General features: G+C 36.2%; 17 protein-coding genes. 10 read left to right on the top strand and 7 right to left on the bottom strand.

Going from position 1 to position 17986, the window contains the following annotated elements; translation table 11 throughout:
* Positions 1-27 precede the first annotated feature (27 nt).
* Genes opp3b through DN389_RS09860 form a run of 4 tightly spaced genes read left to right on the top strand, consistent with a single transcriptional unit; the run spans position 28 to position 3960 of the window.
* Positions 28-957, top strand: a complete 930-nt coding sequence (opp3b, locus tag DN389_RS09875; protein WP_000534165.1) for an oligopeptide ABC transporter permease — start codon at positions 28-30, stop codon at positions 955-957.
* On the top strand, positions 954-1970 hold the full coding sequence (gene opp3C, locus DN389_RS09870) for an oligopeptide ABC transporter permease (protein ID WP_000974096.1): 1017 nt from the start codon (positions 954-956) through the stop codon (positions 1968-1970). The genes opp3b and opp3C overlap by 4 nt, the downstream gene beginning before the upstream one ends.
* Before the next feature lie 18 nt (positions 1971-1988).
* Entirely contained in the window at positions 1989-3032 is a 1044-nt protein-coding gene (locus tag DN389_RS09865) for an ABC transporter ATP-binding protein (RefSeq protein WP_000854346.1), read from the top strand.
* Positions 3025-3960 carry an ABC transporter ATP-binding protein gene (locus tag DN389_RS09860; protein WP_000166340.1) on the top strand — a complete coding sequence of 312 codons (936 nt, stop codon included), beginning with the start codon at positions 3025-3027 and terminating at the stop codon, positions 3958-3960. The genes DN389_RS09865 and DN389_RS09860 overlap by 8 nt, the downstream gene beginning before the upstream one ends.
* A gap of 131 nt (positions 3961-4091) precedes the next feature.
* Here DN389_RS09860 and DN389_RS09855 read toward each other — a convergent pair whose 3' ends face one another.
* Positions 4092-5537, bottom strand: a complete 1446-nt coding sequence (locus DN389_RS09855; protein ID WP_149237055.1) for an MATE family efflux transporter — start codon at positions 5535-5537, stop codon at positions 4092-4094.
* A 352-nt stretch (positions 5538-5889) separates the two neighbouring features.
* On the opposite strand from DN389_RS09855, the gene DN389_RS09850 reads away from it, so the two are divergent.
* A complete protein-coding gene (locus tag DN389_RS09850) occupies positions 5890-7536 on the top strand; it encodes a peptide ABC transporter substrate-binding protein (protein ID WP_046957013.1) in 1647 nt (548 codons plus the stop codon).
* A gap of 27 nt (positions 7537-7563) precedes the next feature.
* Here the strand turns inward: DN389_RS09850 and DN389_RS09845 are convergent, their stop codons facing one another.
* Positions 7564-7767 (bottom strand): hypothetical protein, encoded by a 204-nt coding sequence (locus DN389_RS09845; RefSeq protein ID WP_000559978.1) that lies wholly within the window; start codon positions 7765-7767, stop codon positions 7564-7566.
* 594 nt (positions 7768-8361) lie between these two features.
* Between DN389_RS09845 and spx the strand changes: the two genes are divergently transcribed.
* The gene (gene spx / locus DN389_RS09840; protein WP_000258267.1) at positions 8362-8757 is read left to right on the top strand and encodes a transcriptional regulator Spx; all 396 of its coding nucleotides are present in this window, start codon (positions 8362-8364) and stop codon (positions 8755-8757) included.
* 49 nt (positions 8758-8806) lie between these two features.
* On the opposite strand, the gene DN389_RS09835 is transcribed toward spx, so the two are convergent.
* Complete coding sequence (locus DN389_RS09835; protein ID WP_149237054.1) at positions 8807-9481, bottom strand: TerC family protein; 675 nt, start codon at positions 9479-9481, stop codon at positions 8807-8809.
* A gap of 342 nt (positions 9482-9823) precedes the next feature.
* On the opposite strand from DN389_RS09835, the gene mecA reads away from it, so the two are divergent.
* The 4 genes from mecA to pepF all read left to right on the top strand — a co-directional run bounded on the left by mecA (position 9824) and on the right by pepF (position 15326).
* Positions 9824-10507, top strand: a complete 684-nt coding sequence (gene mecA, locus DN389_RS09830) for an adaptor protein MecA (RefSeq protein ID WP_149237053.1) — start codon at positions 9824-9826, stop codon at positions 10505-10507.
* A 72-nt stretch (positions 10508-10579) separates the two neighbouring features.
* Positions 10580-12124, top strand: coding sequence for a cardiolipin synthase (locus DN389_RS09825; RefSeq protein WP_000799209.1), 1545 nt, complete (start codon positions 10580-10582; stop codon positions 12122-12124).
* A gap of 80 nt (positions 12125-12204) precedes the next feature.
* Positions 12205-13449 carry a competence protein CoiA gene (locus DN389_RS09820; RefSeq protein ID WP_149237052.1) on the top strand — a complete coding sequence of 415 codons (1245 nt, stop codon included), beginning with the start codon at positions 12205-12207 and terminating at the stop codon, positions 13447-13449.
* A gap of 50 nt (positions 13450-13499) precedes the next feature.
* Positions 13500-15326, top strand: a complete 1827-nt coding sequence (gene pepF / locus DN389_RS09815) for an oligoendopeptidase F (RefSeq protein WP_000003403.1) — start codon at positions 13500-13502, stop codon at positions 15324-15326.
* A gap of 129 nt (positions 15327-15455) precedes the next feature.
* Here pepF and DN389_RS28390 read toward each other — a convergent pair whose 3' ends face one another.
* From DN389_RS28390 to DN389_RS09800, 4 genes are all read right to left on the bottom strand, one after another.
* Positions 15456-15629 carry a hypothetical protein gene (locus tag DN389_RS28390; RefSeq protein ID WP_046957017.1) on the bottom strand — a complete coding sequence of 58 codons (174 nt, stop codon included), beginning with the start codon at positions 15627-15629 and terminating at the stop codon, positions 15456-15458.
* A gap of 230 nt (positions 15630-15859) precedes the next feature.
* A complete protein-coding gene (locus DN389_RS09810; RefSeq protein ID WP_000360672.1) occupies positions 15860-16753 on the bottom strand; it encodes a ClpXP adapter SpxH family protein in 894 nt (297 codons plus the stop codon).
* On the bottom strand, positions 16753-17151 hold the full coding sequence (locus DN389_RS09805) for a globin domain-containing protein (protein WP_000043382.1): 399 nt from the start codon (positions 17149-17151) through the stop codon (positions 16753-16755). The genes DN389_RS09810 and DN389_RS09805 overlap by 1 nt, the downstream gene beginning before the upstream one ends.
* 180 nt (positions 17152-17331) lie before the next feature.
* A complete protein-coding gene (locus DN389_RS09800) occupies positions 17332-17910 on the bottom strand; it encodes a CYTH domain-containing protein (protein WP_149237051.1) in 579 nt (192 codons plus the stop codon).
* Positions 17911-17986 lie beyond the last annotated feature (76 nt).

The following is a 17986-nucleotide window of genomic DNA, read 5'->3' as shown; positions in this document are numbered from 1 at the left end:
TTGAGAAAAACGGGGAGGTGCTTGACTATGGGACGTTATGTATTAAAACGTTTCGTGTACATGGCTTTGACATTATTTTTAATTACTACACTGACTTTCTTTTTGATGAAATTACTTCCGGGTTCTCCGCTTAAAAACCAGGAGAAACTATCACCGGCACAAAAAGAAATCATTCTTGAAAAATATGGCTTAAATGATCCAGTACCAGTTCAATATGCACGTTACTTAGGTAACTTAGCAAAAGGTGATTTAGGGGTATCATTCCAATATGATAACCGTCCAGTAACAGATATGATTGTGGATCGTATTGGACCATCAGCACAACTTGGTTTACAAGCGATTATATTAGGAACATTTATCGGTTTAATTTTAGGAATCGTTGCGGCACTTCGTAACAATACGTGGGTCGATTATGGGGCGACAATTATTTCCGTACTCGGGATGTCGGTACCATCGTTCGTATTCGCCGCATTACTACAATATTTCGTAGGGGTAAAACTTGGGTGGTTCCCAGTAGCATTCTGGAAAGGACCAGAGTTTACCGTAATGCCTACAATCGCTTTATCGATGGCAGTTATCGCAACAATCGCACGTTTTGCTCGTGCAGAGTTAATTGAAGTTATGCAAGCTGATTACATTTTAACAGCGAAAGCGAAAGGAATTAGCCAAGGCGTTATCATTATTAAACACGCACTTCGTAACGCGTTAATTCCAGTAGTAACAATTTTAGGACCAATGGTTGCAGGTTTAATTACAGGGACATTAGTTATTGAGCAAATTTATGCTGTACCAGGACTAGGGGAACAGTTCGTTAAATCTATTACAGTGAATGACTATACAGTTATTATGGGAACTACAATTTTCTATAGTGCGATTTTCATCTTAGTTATTTTCATTGTCGATATTTTATACGGAATTATTGATCCTCGTATTCGTTTAGCGGGAGGGAAAAAATGATGAAAGATGTACAAAAATTATCTCCAGATTTATTTCAACAAGCCAATCAAAATAATGTTGATAATGAAGTCATTGCCCGTCCAAGCTTAACGTTTTGGCAAGATGTAAGAAGACGTTTGTTCCAACATAAAGGAGCAATGTTCGGTTTCGTTTTATTAGCGCTTATTATATTACTAGCAATTTTAGGACCGATGGTAAGTAAGCATTCTTATAAAGAGCAAGACTTAGGTCGTGCGAAATTACCACCGAAAATTCCTGTTATTGAAAATGTTCATTGGCTACCATTTGACGGTACGGATCAATATGGTGTTGACCAATATGAAAAACGTGATATTAAAGAGTATTTCTGGTTCGGTACAGATGATCTTGGCCGCGATTTATGGACAAGAACATGGGAAGGTACGCGTGTATCATTATATATCGCTCTTTTAGCGGCGGCGATTGACTTAGTAATTGGGGTTGCTTATGGAGGTATTTCAGCGTTCTATGGCGGTAGAGTAGATAATATTATGCAACGTGTTATGGAGATTATTAACGGTATTCCATACTTAATCATCGTTATTTTAATGGTAATCATTATGGGATCTGGTATATGGTCAATTACACTAGCAATGGCGATTACAGGTTGGATAGGGATGTCACGTATCGTTCGTGGACAAATCCTGAAATTAAAAAATCAAGAATATGTATTAGCATCTCGTACATTAGGTGCAACAAATACACAGTTAATTGTAAAACACTTAATCCCGAACGTAATGGGACCAATTATCGTAATGACAATGTTTACAATTCCAACAGCAGTGTTTGGTGAGGCGTTCTTAAGCTTCATCGGTTTAGGTATTCAGCCACCATTCGCATCACTTGGTTCTCTTGTAAACGATGGTTATAAATCAATTCAAACGTATCCACATATGATGTTCATCCCAGCGGTTGTCATCAGTATGTTAATCTTAGCATTCAACTTAATGGCAGACGGATTACGCGACGCGTTAGATCCAAAAATGCGTAAGTAAAAGAGGGGAGAAGTAAAAATGAAAACATTGCTAGAGGTAAAAGATTTGCAAGTCTCCTTTGATACACATGCAGGTGAAGTACAAGCTGTACGCGGTGTTACTTTTGATTTAAAAAAAGGAGAAACATTAGCGATTGTAGGAGAATCTGGTTCTGGTAAATCAGTTACTTCTAAAGCGTTAATGGGATTAATTCCGAATCCTCCAGGGCGCATTAAAAACGGTGAAATCGTATTTGAAGGTCGTGACTTAACGAAACTGACAGAAAAAGAAATGCAGCAAGTGCGCGGGAAAGATATCGCGATGATTTTCCAAGATCCAATGACATCATTAAATCCAACGATGACAATTGGGAATCAAATTATGGAAGGTCTTATTAAACACCAAGGGATGAGTAAAGCAGACGCACGTAAAGTTGCGTTAGAATTAATCGACCTTGTAGGTATTCCGAATCCAGAAGCGCGTTTAAAACAATATCCTCACCAATTCTCAGGTGGTATGAGACAGCGTGTAGTTATTGCGATGGCGTTAGCTTGTAACCCGAAATTATTAATTGCCGATGAGCCGACAACAGCGCTAGACGTTACAATTCAGGCGCAAATTTTAGAGCTTATGAAGGACATTCAGCAAAAAACAGAAGCGGCAATCATTTTCATTACACATGACTTAGGTGTAGTGGCAAACGTTGCGGACCGCGTAGCAGTTATGTACGCAGGTAAAGTTGTTGAAATTGGAACGGTTGATGAAATTTTCTACAATCCAAAACATCCATACACTTGGGGCTTAATCGCATCTATGCCAAGTTTAGATGGTTCAGAAGAAGAGTTATACGCAATCCCTGGAACGCCTCCAGATTTATTAAAGCCGCCAAAGGGAGATGCTTTTGCACCACGTAATCCGCAGGCATTGAAAATTGATTTTGAAATGGACCCACCTTTATTTAAAGTAAGTGATACACACTATGCGGCAACTTGGTTACTTCACGAGCAAGCTCCAGAAGTAAAACCACCGGCAGTCGTTGAAAAACGCATTCTTCAAATGAAAGCAGGTGAACAACATGACTAAACAACGTGAGAAATTAATTGAAGTAAAAAATGTAAAACAGCACTTCGACGTGAGTGGTGGTGTTGTCAAAGCGGTTAATGATATTTCATTTGATATTTACCGCGGAGAAACATTTGGTCTTGTAGGAGAATCAGGTTGTGGTAAATCGACAACTGGAAGAACGATTATTCGTTTATATGATGCAACTGCTGGTGAAGTGTTGTTCGATGGTGAAAATGTACATGGTAAAAAATCACGTGCAGAGCTGAAGAAATTCAACCGTAAAATGCAAATGATTTTCCAAGATCCATATGCATCATTAAACCCTCGTATGACAGTAGGAGATATTATTGCAGAAGGTATTGATATTCACGGACTAGCAAAAGGCAAAAAAGAGCGTATGGACCGTGTTCATGAATTATTAATCACAGTTGGTTTAAATAAAGAGCACGCAAACCGTTTCCCGCATGAATTCTCAGGTGGACAACGTCAACGTATCGGTATCGCTCGCGCACTTGCTGTAGAGCCTGAATTTATCATTGCCGATGAGCCAATCTCAGCACTTGACGTATCAATCCAGGCGCAAGTTGTAAACTTACTGAAAAAGTTACAAAAGGAAAAAGGTTTAACATACTTATTCATTGCCCATGATTTATCAATGGTAAAATACATTAGTGACCGCATCGGCGTAATGTACCGTGGTCAAATCGTTGAGCTAACAACAAGTGAAGAATTATATGCGAATCCAATTCATCCATATACTAAATCACTATTATCAGCAATTCCGCTTCCAGATCCAGATTATGAGCGCAATCGTAAACGTATCGTATACGATCCATCTCAGCATGATTATGCTAGTGAAGCACCAACAATGCGTGAAATTCGCCCAGGACATTTCGTATTATGTTCTGAAGCAGAGTATAAGAAATATAAAGAGATTTATCAATAAGAAAAAGAGCCATTCTTCCGTTACAGAAGGATGGCTCTTTTTCTATTCTATAAACAGTTGTATTGTTAACATTTGTCGGTAAGTGAATATAAATGTTATTTTCCGATGAATGCATTTTAATTAAACGAGTATTACTGTGCCTGAACAGAAACACACTCCTCTTGTTCTTCAGGTTTAACGAGTGCATAACGTTCCCACGCTCTACTTTTCCAGCGGAAGAACATAATGATGGCACGTGTCCATTCATCAATAGCAATCGCTAGCCAAATACCAGCGAGCCCCATATCTAAATGGAAGGCGAAAAAGTAGCCGAGTGGTAAACTCATTAACACCATAGAGAATGCACCGATTAAAACGGGGTACTTTGCATCACCAGCTGCGCGAAGTGAATTGATAATGACGATGTTCATCGTACGTCCCGTTTCAAGTAGTACACTTAGTAAAAGAACTGATGCACCTAACGTAATAATGTGCGGATTATCTGTAAATAGTCCCATTAATTGTGTACGGAATGTAACGACAAGAGCGACCATACATAAAGTGACGCCAATTGCCCATTTTACACTTTTCCATACGCGTTCATACGCTTCATCTTTTTCGCCACCGCCAACGAGGCGTCCGATAATAATGGCTGTTCCCATACCGATCGCAATCGCGAATAAATAAGTGAACATAGAAATGTTCGTAGCGTATTGTCTAGCCGCTAATGATTCCGTTCCTAAGTGTGTTGCATAGTATAAGAAGACAATTTGGCAAGCTTGATACATAACCTGCTCAAATGCAGATGGAATCCCGATTTTTAAAATTTTCCCGATGTATTCTTTTGATAAGGTGAAGTAATATTGTAATTTCACACGGTATTCCATAACGCGGTACAGTAACCAGAAGAAAACGATAAGTGCGATAAGTCGGCTGACAGCAGAAGAAATGGCAGCCCCTTGTACACCGAGTTCTGGGAAACCAAATTTCCCGAAAATGAGTACGTAGTTTCCAGCGATATGAATAATATTCATTCCAAGTGAAATAAACATCGCTTGCTTTGTGAAGCCGTGTACGCGGATAATTGCGGCTAATGAATTAATAATAGCTTGAAGGAAAATAGCGCCTCCGACGATGGATAAATAGTTTTGCGCATACATGAGTACATCGCCTTGTAAGTTCATTGCCATCATCATATGTTTTGAAAATAAAAGAAAACCAGCGCTTATAATGAGTCCGACCACTAAATTTAACGTGACGGCTAAAGCTGATATTTTAGATGCTTCCATAAAACGTTTGGAACCGAGGTATTGAGATACGACGATAGCTGCGCCGTTCCCGATGACTTCTAGTACCAAAATAGCGATATGGAGATATTGATTCGCTGCACCAACCCCAGATACAGCATCGTCTGATAATGCACTTAACATGAAAGTATCAGCGATCCCCATTAACATAAATAGAAAAACTTCTAGAAAAATAGGCCATGTTAATAAGAATAAACTTAATTTCTCTGTCGGCCCGTTTTTTGCCTGAATTGCTGCCATGTCCGTCCCCTCTTTACCGATATCTATTTTTAGCAAGGTGTATCGTAACATACTTTCCTATCCTTTGCACTCATTTTAACCTACATATCTTTATTATGAAGGTAGCGCTATTTTATGATAAAAAGAGAAGGATAATTATGCGCAAAGTATTATGGGATATAAAATTTATTTTTCTTTGATAATTTAGAAAAATACAAAAACATTCATTTTCAACACTTTAGTAAGGATAATCAGCAATATGAAACGTTTACAAAGGTTTATTTTTTAACAGAAAATTTTAATAAAATAGAAATATAAATATACAAAAAATATATTTGTGTGTATAATATGAATTGTTAGAACATATATACATTTCTTTTTGTTTGAAAATGAAAGGGCTAACATTTTTGTGGAGGGTGGAAGTATGAAAAAAAAGATGCCAGTTTTTGTAGTATCAACAGTAGCGATGAGCATGATGTTAGGGGCATGTAGCTACCAAAAAGATGAACCGCAAGCGAACGCAAAAGGGGATAGCGGGAAAAGCGGTGCGAAGCAAGTTATTAATCTAACAGAAGTGTCTGAAATTCCGACAATGGATACAACACTTGCCTCGGATGCTGCTTCTTCAAAAGTTATGAATAATACGATGGAGGGGCTATATCGACTTGGGAAAGGCGATAAGTTAGTTCCAGGTGTAGCGAAATCCCATACGAAATCTGAAGATGGTAAAAAATATACATTTAAATTGCGTGAAGACGCTAAATGGTCGAATGGTGATCCTGTAACAGCAAAAGATTTTGTATATGCATGGCAAAGAGCTGTTAACCCTGATACGGCAGCGAAATCAGGATATATCATGCTAGATGTGAAAAATGCAGAGAAAATTAATAAAAGAGAGCTATCACCAGATCAATTAGGTGTAAAAGCGATAGATGATTATACATTAGAAGTTGAATTGGATAATCCAGTTCCATATTTTCTTGATTTAACGGTGTATCCACTATTTTTCCCATTAAATGAGAAGTATATGAAAGAACAGGGAGAAAAATTTGGTTTGGAAGCAAATACAACTTTGTATAACGGTCCATTTGTATTAAATGAATGGAAACATGAACAAAGTTTCCAATTAAAGAAAAATCCAAGTTATTGGGATCAAAAAGAAGTGAAATTAGAAGAAGTTAATTTTAATGTTGTAAAAGATACAGGAGCAGCTGTTAATTTGTATAATACGAATGCGATTGACAGAGTTGGTTTATCAGCAGAATTAGTTGATAAGTATAAAGGGCAAAAAGATTTTAAAACAATTAATGATCCAACTGTGTTCTTCTTGCGTTTTAATCAAAAAAATCCAGCGTTAGCTAACAAAAATATTCGTAAGGCTATTTCTAGTGCATACGATCGAGATGGTATTGGTGAGGTTATTTTAAATAATGGTTCTAAGGGAGCTTATGGTTTAGTACCATCTGATTTTGTTAAGGGACCAGATAAGCAGGATTTCAGAAAAGAAAATGGAAAACTTTCAAAAGTAGATGTGAAGGAAGCTAAAAAATTCTGGGAAGCAGGAAAGAAAGAATTAGGTAAGGATAAAATAGAACTAGAATTTTTAAACTTTGATAATGAAGAATCTAAGAAAATTGGTGAGTATGTAAAGGGAGAGTTAGAAAAGAATTTACCAGGTCTAACAGTAACGATTAAGATGCAACCATTTGCACAAAAATTAAAACTTGAAGATAGTGGACAGTTTGATATGTCGTTTACTGGATGGGGACCTGATTTCCCTGATGCAATCACATTCCTTGATATGTTTATAACAGATGGTTCACAAAATAAAATGAGTTATTCTAATGCCCAGTATGATGGTCTTATTAAAAAGGCAAAGCAAGAAGGGTCAGATGTAAAAGGACGTTGGAATGACCTGTTAAAAGCGGAAAAAATCTTATTTGAGGATGCAGCAATTGCACCAGTATTCCAACGCGGTAGATCTATATTAGAAAGAGAAACAATTAAAGATGTATATATCCACAAATATGGCGGCGAATTAAGCTTTAAGTGGGCATCTGTAGAAAAATAAAAAAAGCAGGCTAACCGCCTGCTTTTTTTAATACGTACGTTTCTTATAAATACCTTTCCCGCCAACTTGGTTCCAGCCGGATTGGACATCCAAGCTTTTATTAACAAACTTCATTTTTTCTTTTCCGCCAAAGAGTTTTTCACCAATGCTATTTGTAATGACACCAATCAATGCTGTGATTCCGATGATGAGGGCAGCAACAGTGACAAAATCAATAAAAAAAGCAATCATTTGCAAATTCCCCCTTTGCCTGTCTGTATGTTTATTGTATGAGATAAAAGATAAAAAAGAAAGAAATGTCAGAAAAATAATTGATTTATTTTAGAAATCGTATAGACATGGATGAGGATGTTTGTTAAAATAAGAACAAATGTTCCTTTTAATTCTCACTTGTATAGTCTTACATTTCTTAATTGATTTATGAAGAAAAGGTAAGAAAACGTTCTCTTTTTCATAGAGAAGATTATGGGGAAATAACTGTATATCACATGAAAAATCTATGACAAGCCAGTATTAAGAGGGTTGAAGGTTATTGTTAAATTACAGCTGAAGTGAGTGTGATCATGTTACATAGCAGTGGAATACACGGAAGAGTTTTCTCAATTAGAAGGAAATTTACTGTATATTTCTTGCAAAATCTATTGTATAATGATTATAGAAGTTACTTATTAAAAGTAATTGTTGTTTGCTCAAAGTTGTTGCTTACATGAAATGAGATTTTTTGCACTTTGTTATAAGACAAGGTATCGTAAAAAATTGCTGAATTTAGAAATTTAAACTGTAATTAGTACAGAATTTGTACTCTTTAAGGAGAGTGAGCTTTGTATGGTAACATTATATAGTTCTCCAAGCTGTACGTCTTGTAGAAAGGCGAAATTATGGCTAGAGGAAAATCATATTCCTTATACAGAACGTAATATTTTCTCAGATCCATTAACGATTGAGGAAATTAAAGAGATTTTACGTATGACAGAAAGCGGAACGGATGAGATTATTTCTACTCGTTCGAAAGTTTTCCAAGAATTAAATGTAAACTTAGAGTCTTTACCACTTCAAGATTTATATAAGATGATTCGTGACTATCCAGGGATTTTACGTCGTCCGATTATGATTGACGAGAAGCGCCTTCAAGTAGGTTACAATGAAGACGAAATCCGCCGTTTCTTACCACGTACAGTAAGAACGTTTCAATTACGTGAAGCACAGCGTCTTGTAAATTAATTATAATAATATGAAAACCTTCTACCTATTATATAGTAGAAGGTTTTTTTTAATGTTTCACATTTCGTAATCGAACTTGTTGCACGATAATACCGATGCATAGAACAGTGAGAATGAATAAGAAAGGCATGCTTGTGGTGAAATTTGGATTATTATGAAAGAACGTTGCAAGCCTGTCTTCATGTGTAACCATTTTTCCTGCTGTATAGGCGAGAATCGCTGCTCCGCAATAAATGAGGAATGGAAAGCGTTCCATAAGTATTAAAATAAGTTTGCTGCCCCAAATAATAATCGGGATAGAAATGAGTAAGCCGATTATTACGAGTAAAAATCTTCCGTGAGCTGCACCTGCAATGGCAATAACGTTGTCAAACCCCATAACGAGATCCGCGAATACAATTGTACGCACAGCTTGAAATAAAGTTGTTTTCCCCTGAATAGCAGAAAGATCGTTGCTATTATCAGTTAGTAAATTTACTGCAATTAGTGTAAGTAAAACGCCTCCAATAAGTTGCAGAAATGGAATGTCGAGTAAATAGACAGCTAGTATAGTAAGGACAATTCTTAGTACGATTGCTAAAAGAGTACCAATCAAAATGGCTTTATTTCGTTTCGATTCAGGTAAATTTCGGCTAGCTAGTGCGATGACGATTGCGTTGTCACCACCTAATACAACATCGATACCGACAATCATTAGTACAGATGTTAAAAACTCTAAGTCCATTCGTCTGCCTCCATTTATGATGTTTTAATAAGCGAACTGTATGTATGTGGTGAAGAGAGAGACTAAATCACCTTCTCTAATAAAAGTTTCACTTTATTACAGTGTACGGGGGAGGGTGGAAATGTATGTCCAAATTTTTTATGAGTGAGAAATCGCTATAATGATATATTTGTGTAGATGGTCGAATAAAGATAGGCATATAACTATTTTTGTAAAATAAATCGATTTTATTTCCATTCTGGAGAATCTTATCATAAAATGAGAGTACAAGAATCTATTGATTTGTCATATGAGTGGGGAATCCCTTCATAACAATTCTAAGCAGGAAGGGAGAGTTGTATTTTGGATATTGAAAGAATTAATGACCATACGATGAAATTTTTTATTACGTACATTGATATAGAGGATAGAGGGTTTAATCGTGAAGAAATTTGGTATGACCGCGAACGAAGTGAAGAGCTCTTTTGGGAGATGATGGACGAAGCTCGTGATCATGATGATTTCTTTATTGATGGACCGTTATGGATTCAAGTGCAAGCAGTCGATAAAGGGATTGAAGTACTTGTAACGAAAGCAGAGCTTTCAAAGGATGGACAAAAGCTAGAACTACCAATAGGTGTAGATAAAATTATAGACATTCCTCTAGATGAAGGCATTGAATCATTATTCCAGCAAGAATCAGTGGAAGAGGTAGAAGAACAAGCAGGAACAAACTTTAACGAAGATGGTACGTTTGGCTTTTTAATTAAGTTTAATGATTTTGAAGATGTCATTTCATTAAGCCACCGTCTTATCTTTGAAGATATAAAAGATGAGCTGTATTCATTTGAGAACCGCTATTATGTATATGTGGAATTCGATGAAGTGCTACATGATGAAGAAGAAATTGATCGTATTTTAAGTATTGTTTTAGAGTACGGAGAAGAGTCAACTTTAACAATTCATCGTGTAAGTGAGTATGGGAAACAAATTGTGAAAGAGCATGCGCTTGAAACAATTCGCAATAATTTTCCTGCTAAAACGTAGGCCGATTTCTGTAGTATGAAATCGGCTTTTTATATGAAGAATAGGAAAGCTTTCTTAGTAAGGAGGTAAGAGATGAAAAATACGCTAAAGTTGATTTTCTTTGTTTTACTATTGTTCGCGTTATTTGTTTCGTTACGTATGTTTATTGATGTAGCATTTTATTCGGATGTGATTGGGATAAAAGATGTTTCGATTTTAGGTATTATTAGTATTTTATTTACGGTATCTGCATTTTTAATTGGCTGCGTTATTTTCTTAGAGAACCGTCATCCGTCTAAAACACTTACATGGCTCATTGTGTTAGGGATTTTTCCGGTATTTGGATTTTTCGCTTATTTATTATTCGGACAGAACTTTCGAAGGAAGAGAATGTTCCAAAAAAAGGCGTTGCTCGATGAACAAGCATTTTTACAATACAAGGGGCATGAAGATTACGAAGAACGGATTTTGCGCAATCATAAGCATCAAGAGCTGTTATTTCGCTTAGCGGACCGCTTAGGCGCTTTAAATATTTCATTTCAAACTGAAACGAGAACATTAACAAATGGAGATGAAACGTTTCAGGCCATTTTAGATGGATTAAAACGAGCGAAACATCACATTCATATGGAATATTACATTGTGCGTGATGATAAGCTTGGAACAGAAATTAAAGATATTTTAATACAAAAATCAAAAGAAGGCGTAGTCGTTCGTTTTTTATATGATGCGGTTGGAAGTTTTAGATTATCGAATTCATATATTGAAGAATTAAACGACGCAGGTGTCGAAATGATTCCGTTTTTCCCTGTGCGCTTTCCGATTTTAAACGATAAGATTAATTATCGAAACCACCGAAAAATCGTTATTATTGATGGAAATGAAGGGTTTGTCGGTGGATTAAATATTGGTGATGAATATTTAGGGAAGGATAAGTACTTCGGTTTTTGGCGAGACACGCATTTATATTTGCGTGGTGAAGCTGTTCAAAGCTTGCAACTTATTTTCCTTCAAGATTGGTTTTATATGACTGGTGAGGCTGTGCTAGCCCCTGAATATTTACAAGCGAAAGCAGTTGAGGGTGATCATTGGGGAGGCGTACAGCTCGTTGCAGGTGGACCGGATAATAAATGGGAAACAATTAAACATTTATATTTTGCTATGATTTCTTCTGCACGGAAATCCATTTGGATTGCGACGCCGTATTTCATTCCGGATGATGATATTTTATCCGCATTAAAGGTAGCGGCACTTGCTGGTATTGATGTCCGTTTGTTAATGCCGAGTAAGCCTGATAAACGCACCGTCTTTTACGCATCGAGATCGTACTTCCCAGAGCTTTTAGATGCAGGGGTAAAGATATATGAATACGAAAAAGGTTTTCTCCATAGTAAAGTTGTCATTGTCGATTCTGATTTAGCTTCAATTGGGACTGCTAATATGGATATGAGAAGTTTTCATTTGAACTTTGAAGTAAATGCCTTTTTATATGATACAGACAGCATTCGAAAACTTGTTCAAGATTATAAAGAGGATATAGAAGAATCAAGTGAAATTCATGTCGATCGTTTTCATAAAAGGCGTCTTCATAGACGAATTGTTGAATCGACGTATCGATTATTATCACCTTTATTATAAAAAGAGATGTCCGAAATTTGGACATCTCTTTTTTAAAAGGAATTTGTAATAAATTGTAGAATATAAGGAGCTGAAAGGGTGTGATTCCGATGTTTATCGCCAAAAGAGAAAATGGAGAAAAAATTCATCTACTCTATCATTATGATGAAGAGCTTTTACATCGTATGCGTAAAATGGAAAGCTTCTTTTGCATAGCTTGCGGGAAGGAAGTGCAAATGAAATTAGGGAAACAAAAAAGTTGGCATTTTGCTCATAAGAAAATGGACGCGTGTCTTGCCTTTTATGAAGCAGAATCTATGTATCATATGCACGGTAAAGAATTGTTATATAGGTGGTTCAAACGTCAAAACTTTCCTGTGTATATAGAGCACTATCTTCCAGAAATTCAGCAACGACCAGATATTTTCATAGAGAGAGCAGGGAGAACAATTGCGATTGAATACCAATGCGCCAATCTCTCTATAGAGCAGCTGTACAAACGAACCTATTCGTATTGGCGAGCTGGTATACAGGTCATTTGGATCATTGGTGGAAATCAATTGAAAAGGCAATCAGCATATTGGATGAAATTCTCCTCACTTATGGCTTTCTCCTTACAATCTTATCCTCAGCCATTTCTTATTTTCTTCTGTTCGAAACAAAAATCATTTATGAAATGCGCGTTTCTCACTTCATTTTCTACAAGCGTCTCTTTCTCACATATTATCTATTTACCAACTGAAACGACTACTTTTGAAATGCTCTTTTCTCCCGTCTCTTTCCGAAAAGAAACATTAGGTGAGGAATGGAAAAAGCGAAAGAGCTATTTTCGGCAAAATGCTCTGCCGATTTGGAATTATAATCATAAGTCACTATTACGCCTTTTATATCAATGTAAATGTACCCCAGCAAATTTTCCTTCTGAAATCGGTGTGCCACTCCCGTCCTCATTTGCTTTTCAAACAAATCCATTTATATGGCAAGCTTTTCTATATATAAAGTGTATAGGTGAGCTTACGGTAGGGGATTGTATTTCTCTTCAATATGTATGTAGTTATGTGAAAACGTATACGAAAAGGCGCATGCTCCCGTACTTTTCACGGCATATATGGAAAGTAGCAGTTGCTGAATATATGACATTTTTATGTTATGCAGGTGTATTGCAGAAAGTAGGGACTTATAAGTACCGGAAAAAAAGAGAAGTAGTTATGTTAAAAACAGAGGAGGAAGTTATAAAATATGATGAAATTTGCTTAACGTATGCCTTATCTTTATTTGAGGCAAAGTACAACATGAGAGAAGGAAAAGGGGATATAATAAAGACTGATCGTGAAGGAATTACATAAGAAAAATCGAATTGTATGTAAGTAGAGATATTTAAAGGAGGGCTTAAAGGATGTCTGAACAAAACACAACAAAAACATTACCAAATCGCAGTGAGATTGAAGAATCAAACACATGGCGATTAGAAGATATTTTCCAAACAGATGCAGAATGGGAAAAAGAATTCCAAGCTATTAAAGGGCTATTACCGAAGTTAACTGAATTTAAAGGGAAACTTGGTGACTCTGCGGACAATTTGCTTGAGGCATTGCAATATGAAGACGAAATTTCAATGCGATTAGGTAAGCTATATACATATGCACATATGCGTTACGATCAAGATACAACAAACTCTGTGTATCAAGCGTTAAATGACCGCGCAACAAATTTATATTCACAAGTATCTAGTAGCACAGCATATATTGTGCCTGAAATTTTATCGATTGCAGAAGATACACTGCAAACATTCTTGACAGAAAATAGAGACTTAAGTGTATATGAACATGCATTAGAAGAAATTACGCGTCAACGCCCGCACGTATTATCTGAAGCGGAAGAGGCTCTATTAGCAGAAGCATCTGAAGTAATGAGTGCGTCAAGTAATACATTTGGTATGTTGAATAATGCGGATTTGAAATTCCCATCTATTAAAGGTGAGGATGGAGAAGAAGTGGAAATTACACATGGTCGTTACATTCAGTTTTTAGAAAGTGATGATCGTCGTGTGCGCGAAGATGCATTCAAAGCTGTATATGAAACGTACGGGAAATATAAGAACACATTTGCAAGCACGTTAAGCGGAGCTGTGAAACGTAATAATTTCAATGCGCGTGTTCGTAAATACGATTCTGCACGTCAAGCGGCATTAAGTAATAATAATATTCCTGAAGCGGTGTATGATCAACTTGTTGAATCTGTAAATGATAATTTACACTTGCTACATCGTTACATTGATATTCGTAAGCGTGCACTAGGACTTGATGAGCTTCATATGTATGATTTATATACACCACTTGTACCAGAAGTGAAAATGAACGTGAAGTATGAAGAAGCACAAGACATGTTATTAAAGTCTTTAAACGTACTTGGTGATGAGTATGTTGACATTTTAAAAGAAGCATATGAAAATCGCTGGGTAGATGTGTATGAGAATAAAGGAAAGCGAAGCGGAGCATATTCATCTGGTGCATATGGAACAAATCCGTATATTTTAATGAACTGGCATGATAATGTAAATAATTTATTTACACTTGCTCATGAGTTCGGTCATTCCGTGCATAGCTACTATACAAGAAAGACGCAGCCGCACGTATACGGTGATTATTCAATCTTCGTTGCGGAAGTAGCATCAACTTGTAATGAAGCACTTCTAAACGATTATTTATTAAAAACGACAGAAGATAAGAAAGAGCGTCTATACTTATTAAATCATTATTTAGAAGGATTCCGTGGTACTGTATTCCGTCAAACGATGTTCGCAGAGTTTGAGCATATTATTCATAAGAAAGTACAAGAAGGACATGCGGTTACGCCAGACATGTTAACGGAGATCTACTATGATTTAAATAAGAAATATTTCGGTGATGCTTTAGTAATCGATGAAGAAATTGGTTTAGAGTGGTCTCGTATTCCGCACTTCTACTACAACTATTACGTATACCAATACGCAACAGGATTTAGTGCAGCAACGGCTTTGTCTAAACAAATTTTAGAAGAGGGGCAACCAGCAGTAGAACGTTACATTAATGAGTTCTTAAAAGCAGGGAGCTCAGATTATCCAATTGAAGTGCTGAAAAAAGCTGGAGTAGATATGGCATCTCCAGAACCGGTAAAAGAAGCGTTACAAGTATTTGAAGAGAAATTAAATGAATTAGAAGCATTATTATTTGAAGAGAAGTAATTGTAAAGACGAGGAATTTACCTCGTCTTTTTTTGTTTTAAATATTTTTGTCGATATTTGTCGAAAAAATAAGGTGAATTTCTTTCTTTTTTCTAAATTAGAAGGCAGTTTTACAGGTGATTTTTGTAGTTAAAAACCTTTAAATCGTTTTTTATGGTTGAAATAAGAGAGAGCGATGACAATGACTCCAAATAAAAGAGGGAAGGCAATAATTTTAGGAAAAGCTTGTAGTAGAGAGAGGATGTACAAGAAAAAAGAAACGATGACAGCTAGTAAGATAAGTAAAATATACGTTTTTTTCATACGGAACACCTCCAAAATAGCTTTTTTATAGCTTATTCAGAAATGAAAACGTTTAGAATGTGACAAAAGTGTGAAATTCGACAAAAAGGGTTGTCATCTGACGTCGAATCTTGTAATATAATAAGCGTGAACGAATTCACATACAAACATATACCCCTTTGTTTGAACGTGAAAATTTCTCCCATCCCCTTTAATATTTTTATAAGCCGTAAAGAAAAAGACCTGGTGTTTTACACCAGGTCTTTTTCTTTTGCTATCCATTTCCAATAACGTTCACATTTTACGTCAATCATTTGTACTTTTCGTTTCAGTTGTAATTTTTTCAGTTCACGCTCGATCTCTTGCTGCGAGCAGTCATATATAAATGCTACTTCTTTTGAAGATATAAATTGCGTTGCTTCTAGTAACACTTCTAAAGGTGGTAATGGTTCTGGCTCGATTTCACATTTTACAAGTTCTTTCAATAATTGTACGTATACGTCGTAGGAATAAGTTCCAGCGATTTTAATACCTTCTTCATCTGAATTCGCATGAAAGAATACGAGAGAAGGTATTTCTGTAATATGCATCTCATTTGTAAATTTCAAGTCACATTGGAAAGCTTTTTTTGCGCTAGCGGAATGTAGGTCTTTTTTAAATTCTTCTACATCGATATCGCTATCTCTTGCACATGCAAGTAATAATTCACAGTCAGGGTTTGATACATTTTCAAGGAAAATGTATTCTTGGAGTTTTCGCAAAAACTTCGAACCTGCTTTTCGGCCCTGTAACTCCGCTGCCTTAATTGCCATCGAAACTAAATATGGTGTTGACGATGCTTCTTGCATATGTACCTTTCCATCACATGAAAAACCTTGTAAACTTGTTGTCTTTTCCCACACAAATCGAATATTAGCAGGTTTATTCCATTTGTGTGAGGAAGCGTTCGTTCCGTCCACTTTTCCTGTTACGATATGACGAATAGAGAAGTATTTCCCGTATTCAAGCCATAGTTTAATAATAAAGGGCTCAATTTCCCAGCAATCTTTACAAAGTGGATCAATAAATAAATATGCTTCTACAGACTTATGCTCACATGCGGAAGGAGATGGCATATTTATATGCGTTGCTTCCTGCTTATCCATTACACTTCACCTGTTTCGTTTGGAGTATTAACCATATGCTGAGCAGTTAACGCTAAACGTTCAAAAACGAACTCTCTTATATGACCGTGAACTCCTGTGTCATCCATTGCTTGCTCCATACATGATAGCCAAGCCTCTGCTCGTTTTGGAGTAATCTCAAACGGAAGATGGCGTGCTCTTAACATAGGATGACCATGTTCTTCAGTGTACAAATTAGGACCACCTAAATATTGCGTTAAAAATTGTTTCTGCTTCCTAGCGGTTTCTGTTAAATCATCCGGGAAGATGGGAGATAGGTCAGGGTGTTTACTGACATAGGAATAAAACGTGTCTACTAATATTGCAATGCATTGTTCACCGCCAATTGCTTCAAATGGTGTCATCGGTTGCTTGCTCATCCTTTATAAACTCCTTTTTCCATGAAATGTATATCTATTGTAGCAATGGAATGTTCTAGAGGGCAAATAAACAGCCTTCATAACGTTCTTTGCTTATTTTTCAAATGTAAAAGAATCTTTTCCTTTTAAAAAGTGAGATATATCCACTAGTAGAACGTATTCACTAGTGGAATTTTCACTTTAGCGTGCTTTGTTTTGTTTGGCAAGGAAAAAGCGTTTTACTTTATTATTTGTATGACGGATTGGTATGTCGTGCTGTTTTAATAAATGAATAAATGTAGCTTTTCCTGTTTCTTCATCTTGCACTTCAAATTCAATTTCATAATCATCGTGATTGTAATAGAAACTATGATCAAAGACAAGCGTTCCGCCTTCAAATAGTGTTTCGGCTCTTTCAGTTGTTAAACTACCCATATAAGTTAAAGTGGAAACAGGAATTTGTAATTTGTGTAGTTGATCCATTACAGCCCCTGGAATGATTACGTTTGTTTTCATCATCATTCTTGCTTCGTCTTCTGTTACGATTTGATGCGTTTCTAACAAGCCGACTTCTGCAGGTTGTTTCAATGTTAATGTATAAGTTTCTCCTTTATGACGAATACGAAGTGCAGAGCCAGCTTCTTTTAACGAGAAGCCCGGTGTTTCAAAGTAGTGATTCACCTGTTTCGTAAATACCTCAATAGAGAATGATTTACATAATGTATCGAATTCTTCTTCTGTAACAATATTTTTAAATTCAATTTCAATTTCTTGTGTCATTGTATGCGCGCTCCTTTTAAAAAATAATTCTTTACACATTATCGCTTTTTCATAAATTTGGTTCAATGTTTTATTT

The organism is Bacillus sp. AY3-1, assembly GCF_008368785.1.
GTDB lineage: Bacteria > Bacillota > Bacilli > Bacillales > Bacillaceae_G > Bacillus_A > Bacillus_A wiedmannii.
Note: the sequence above shows the minus strand (reverse complement) of the source record. Positions and strands in the feature narration are given on the sequence as shown.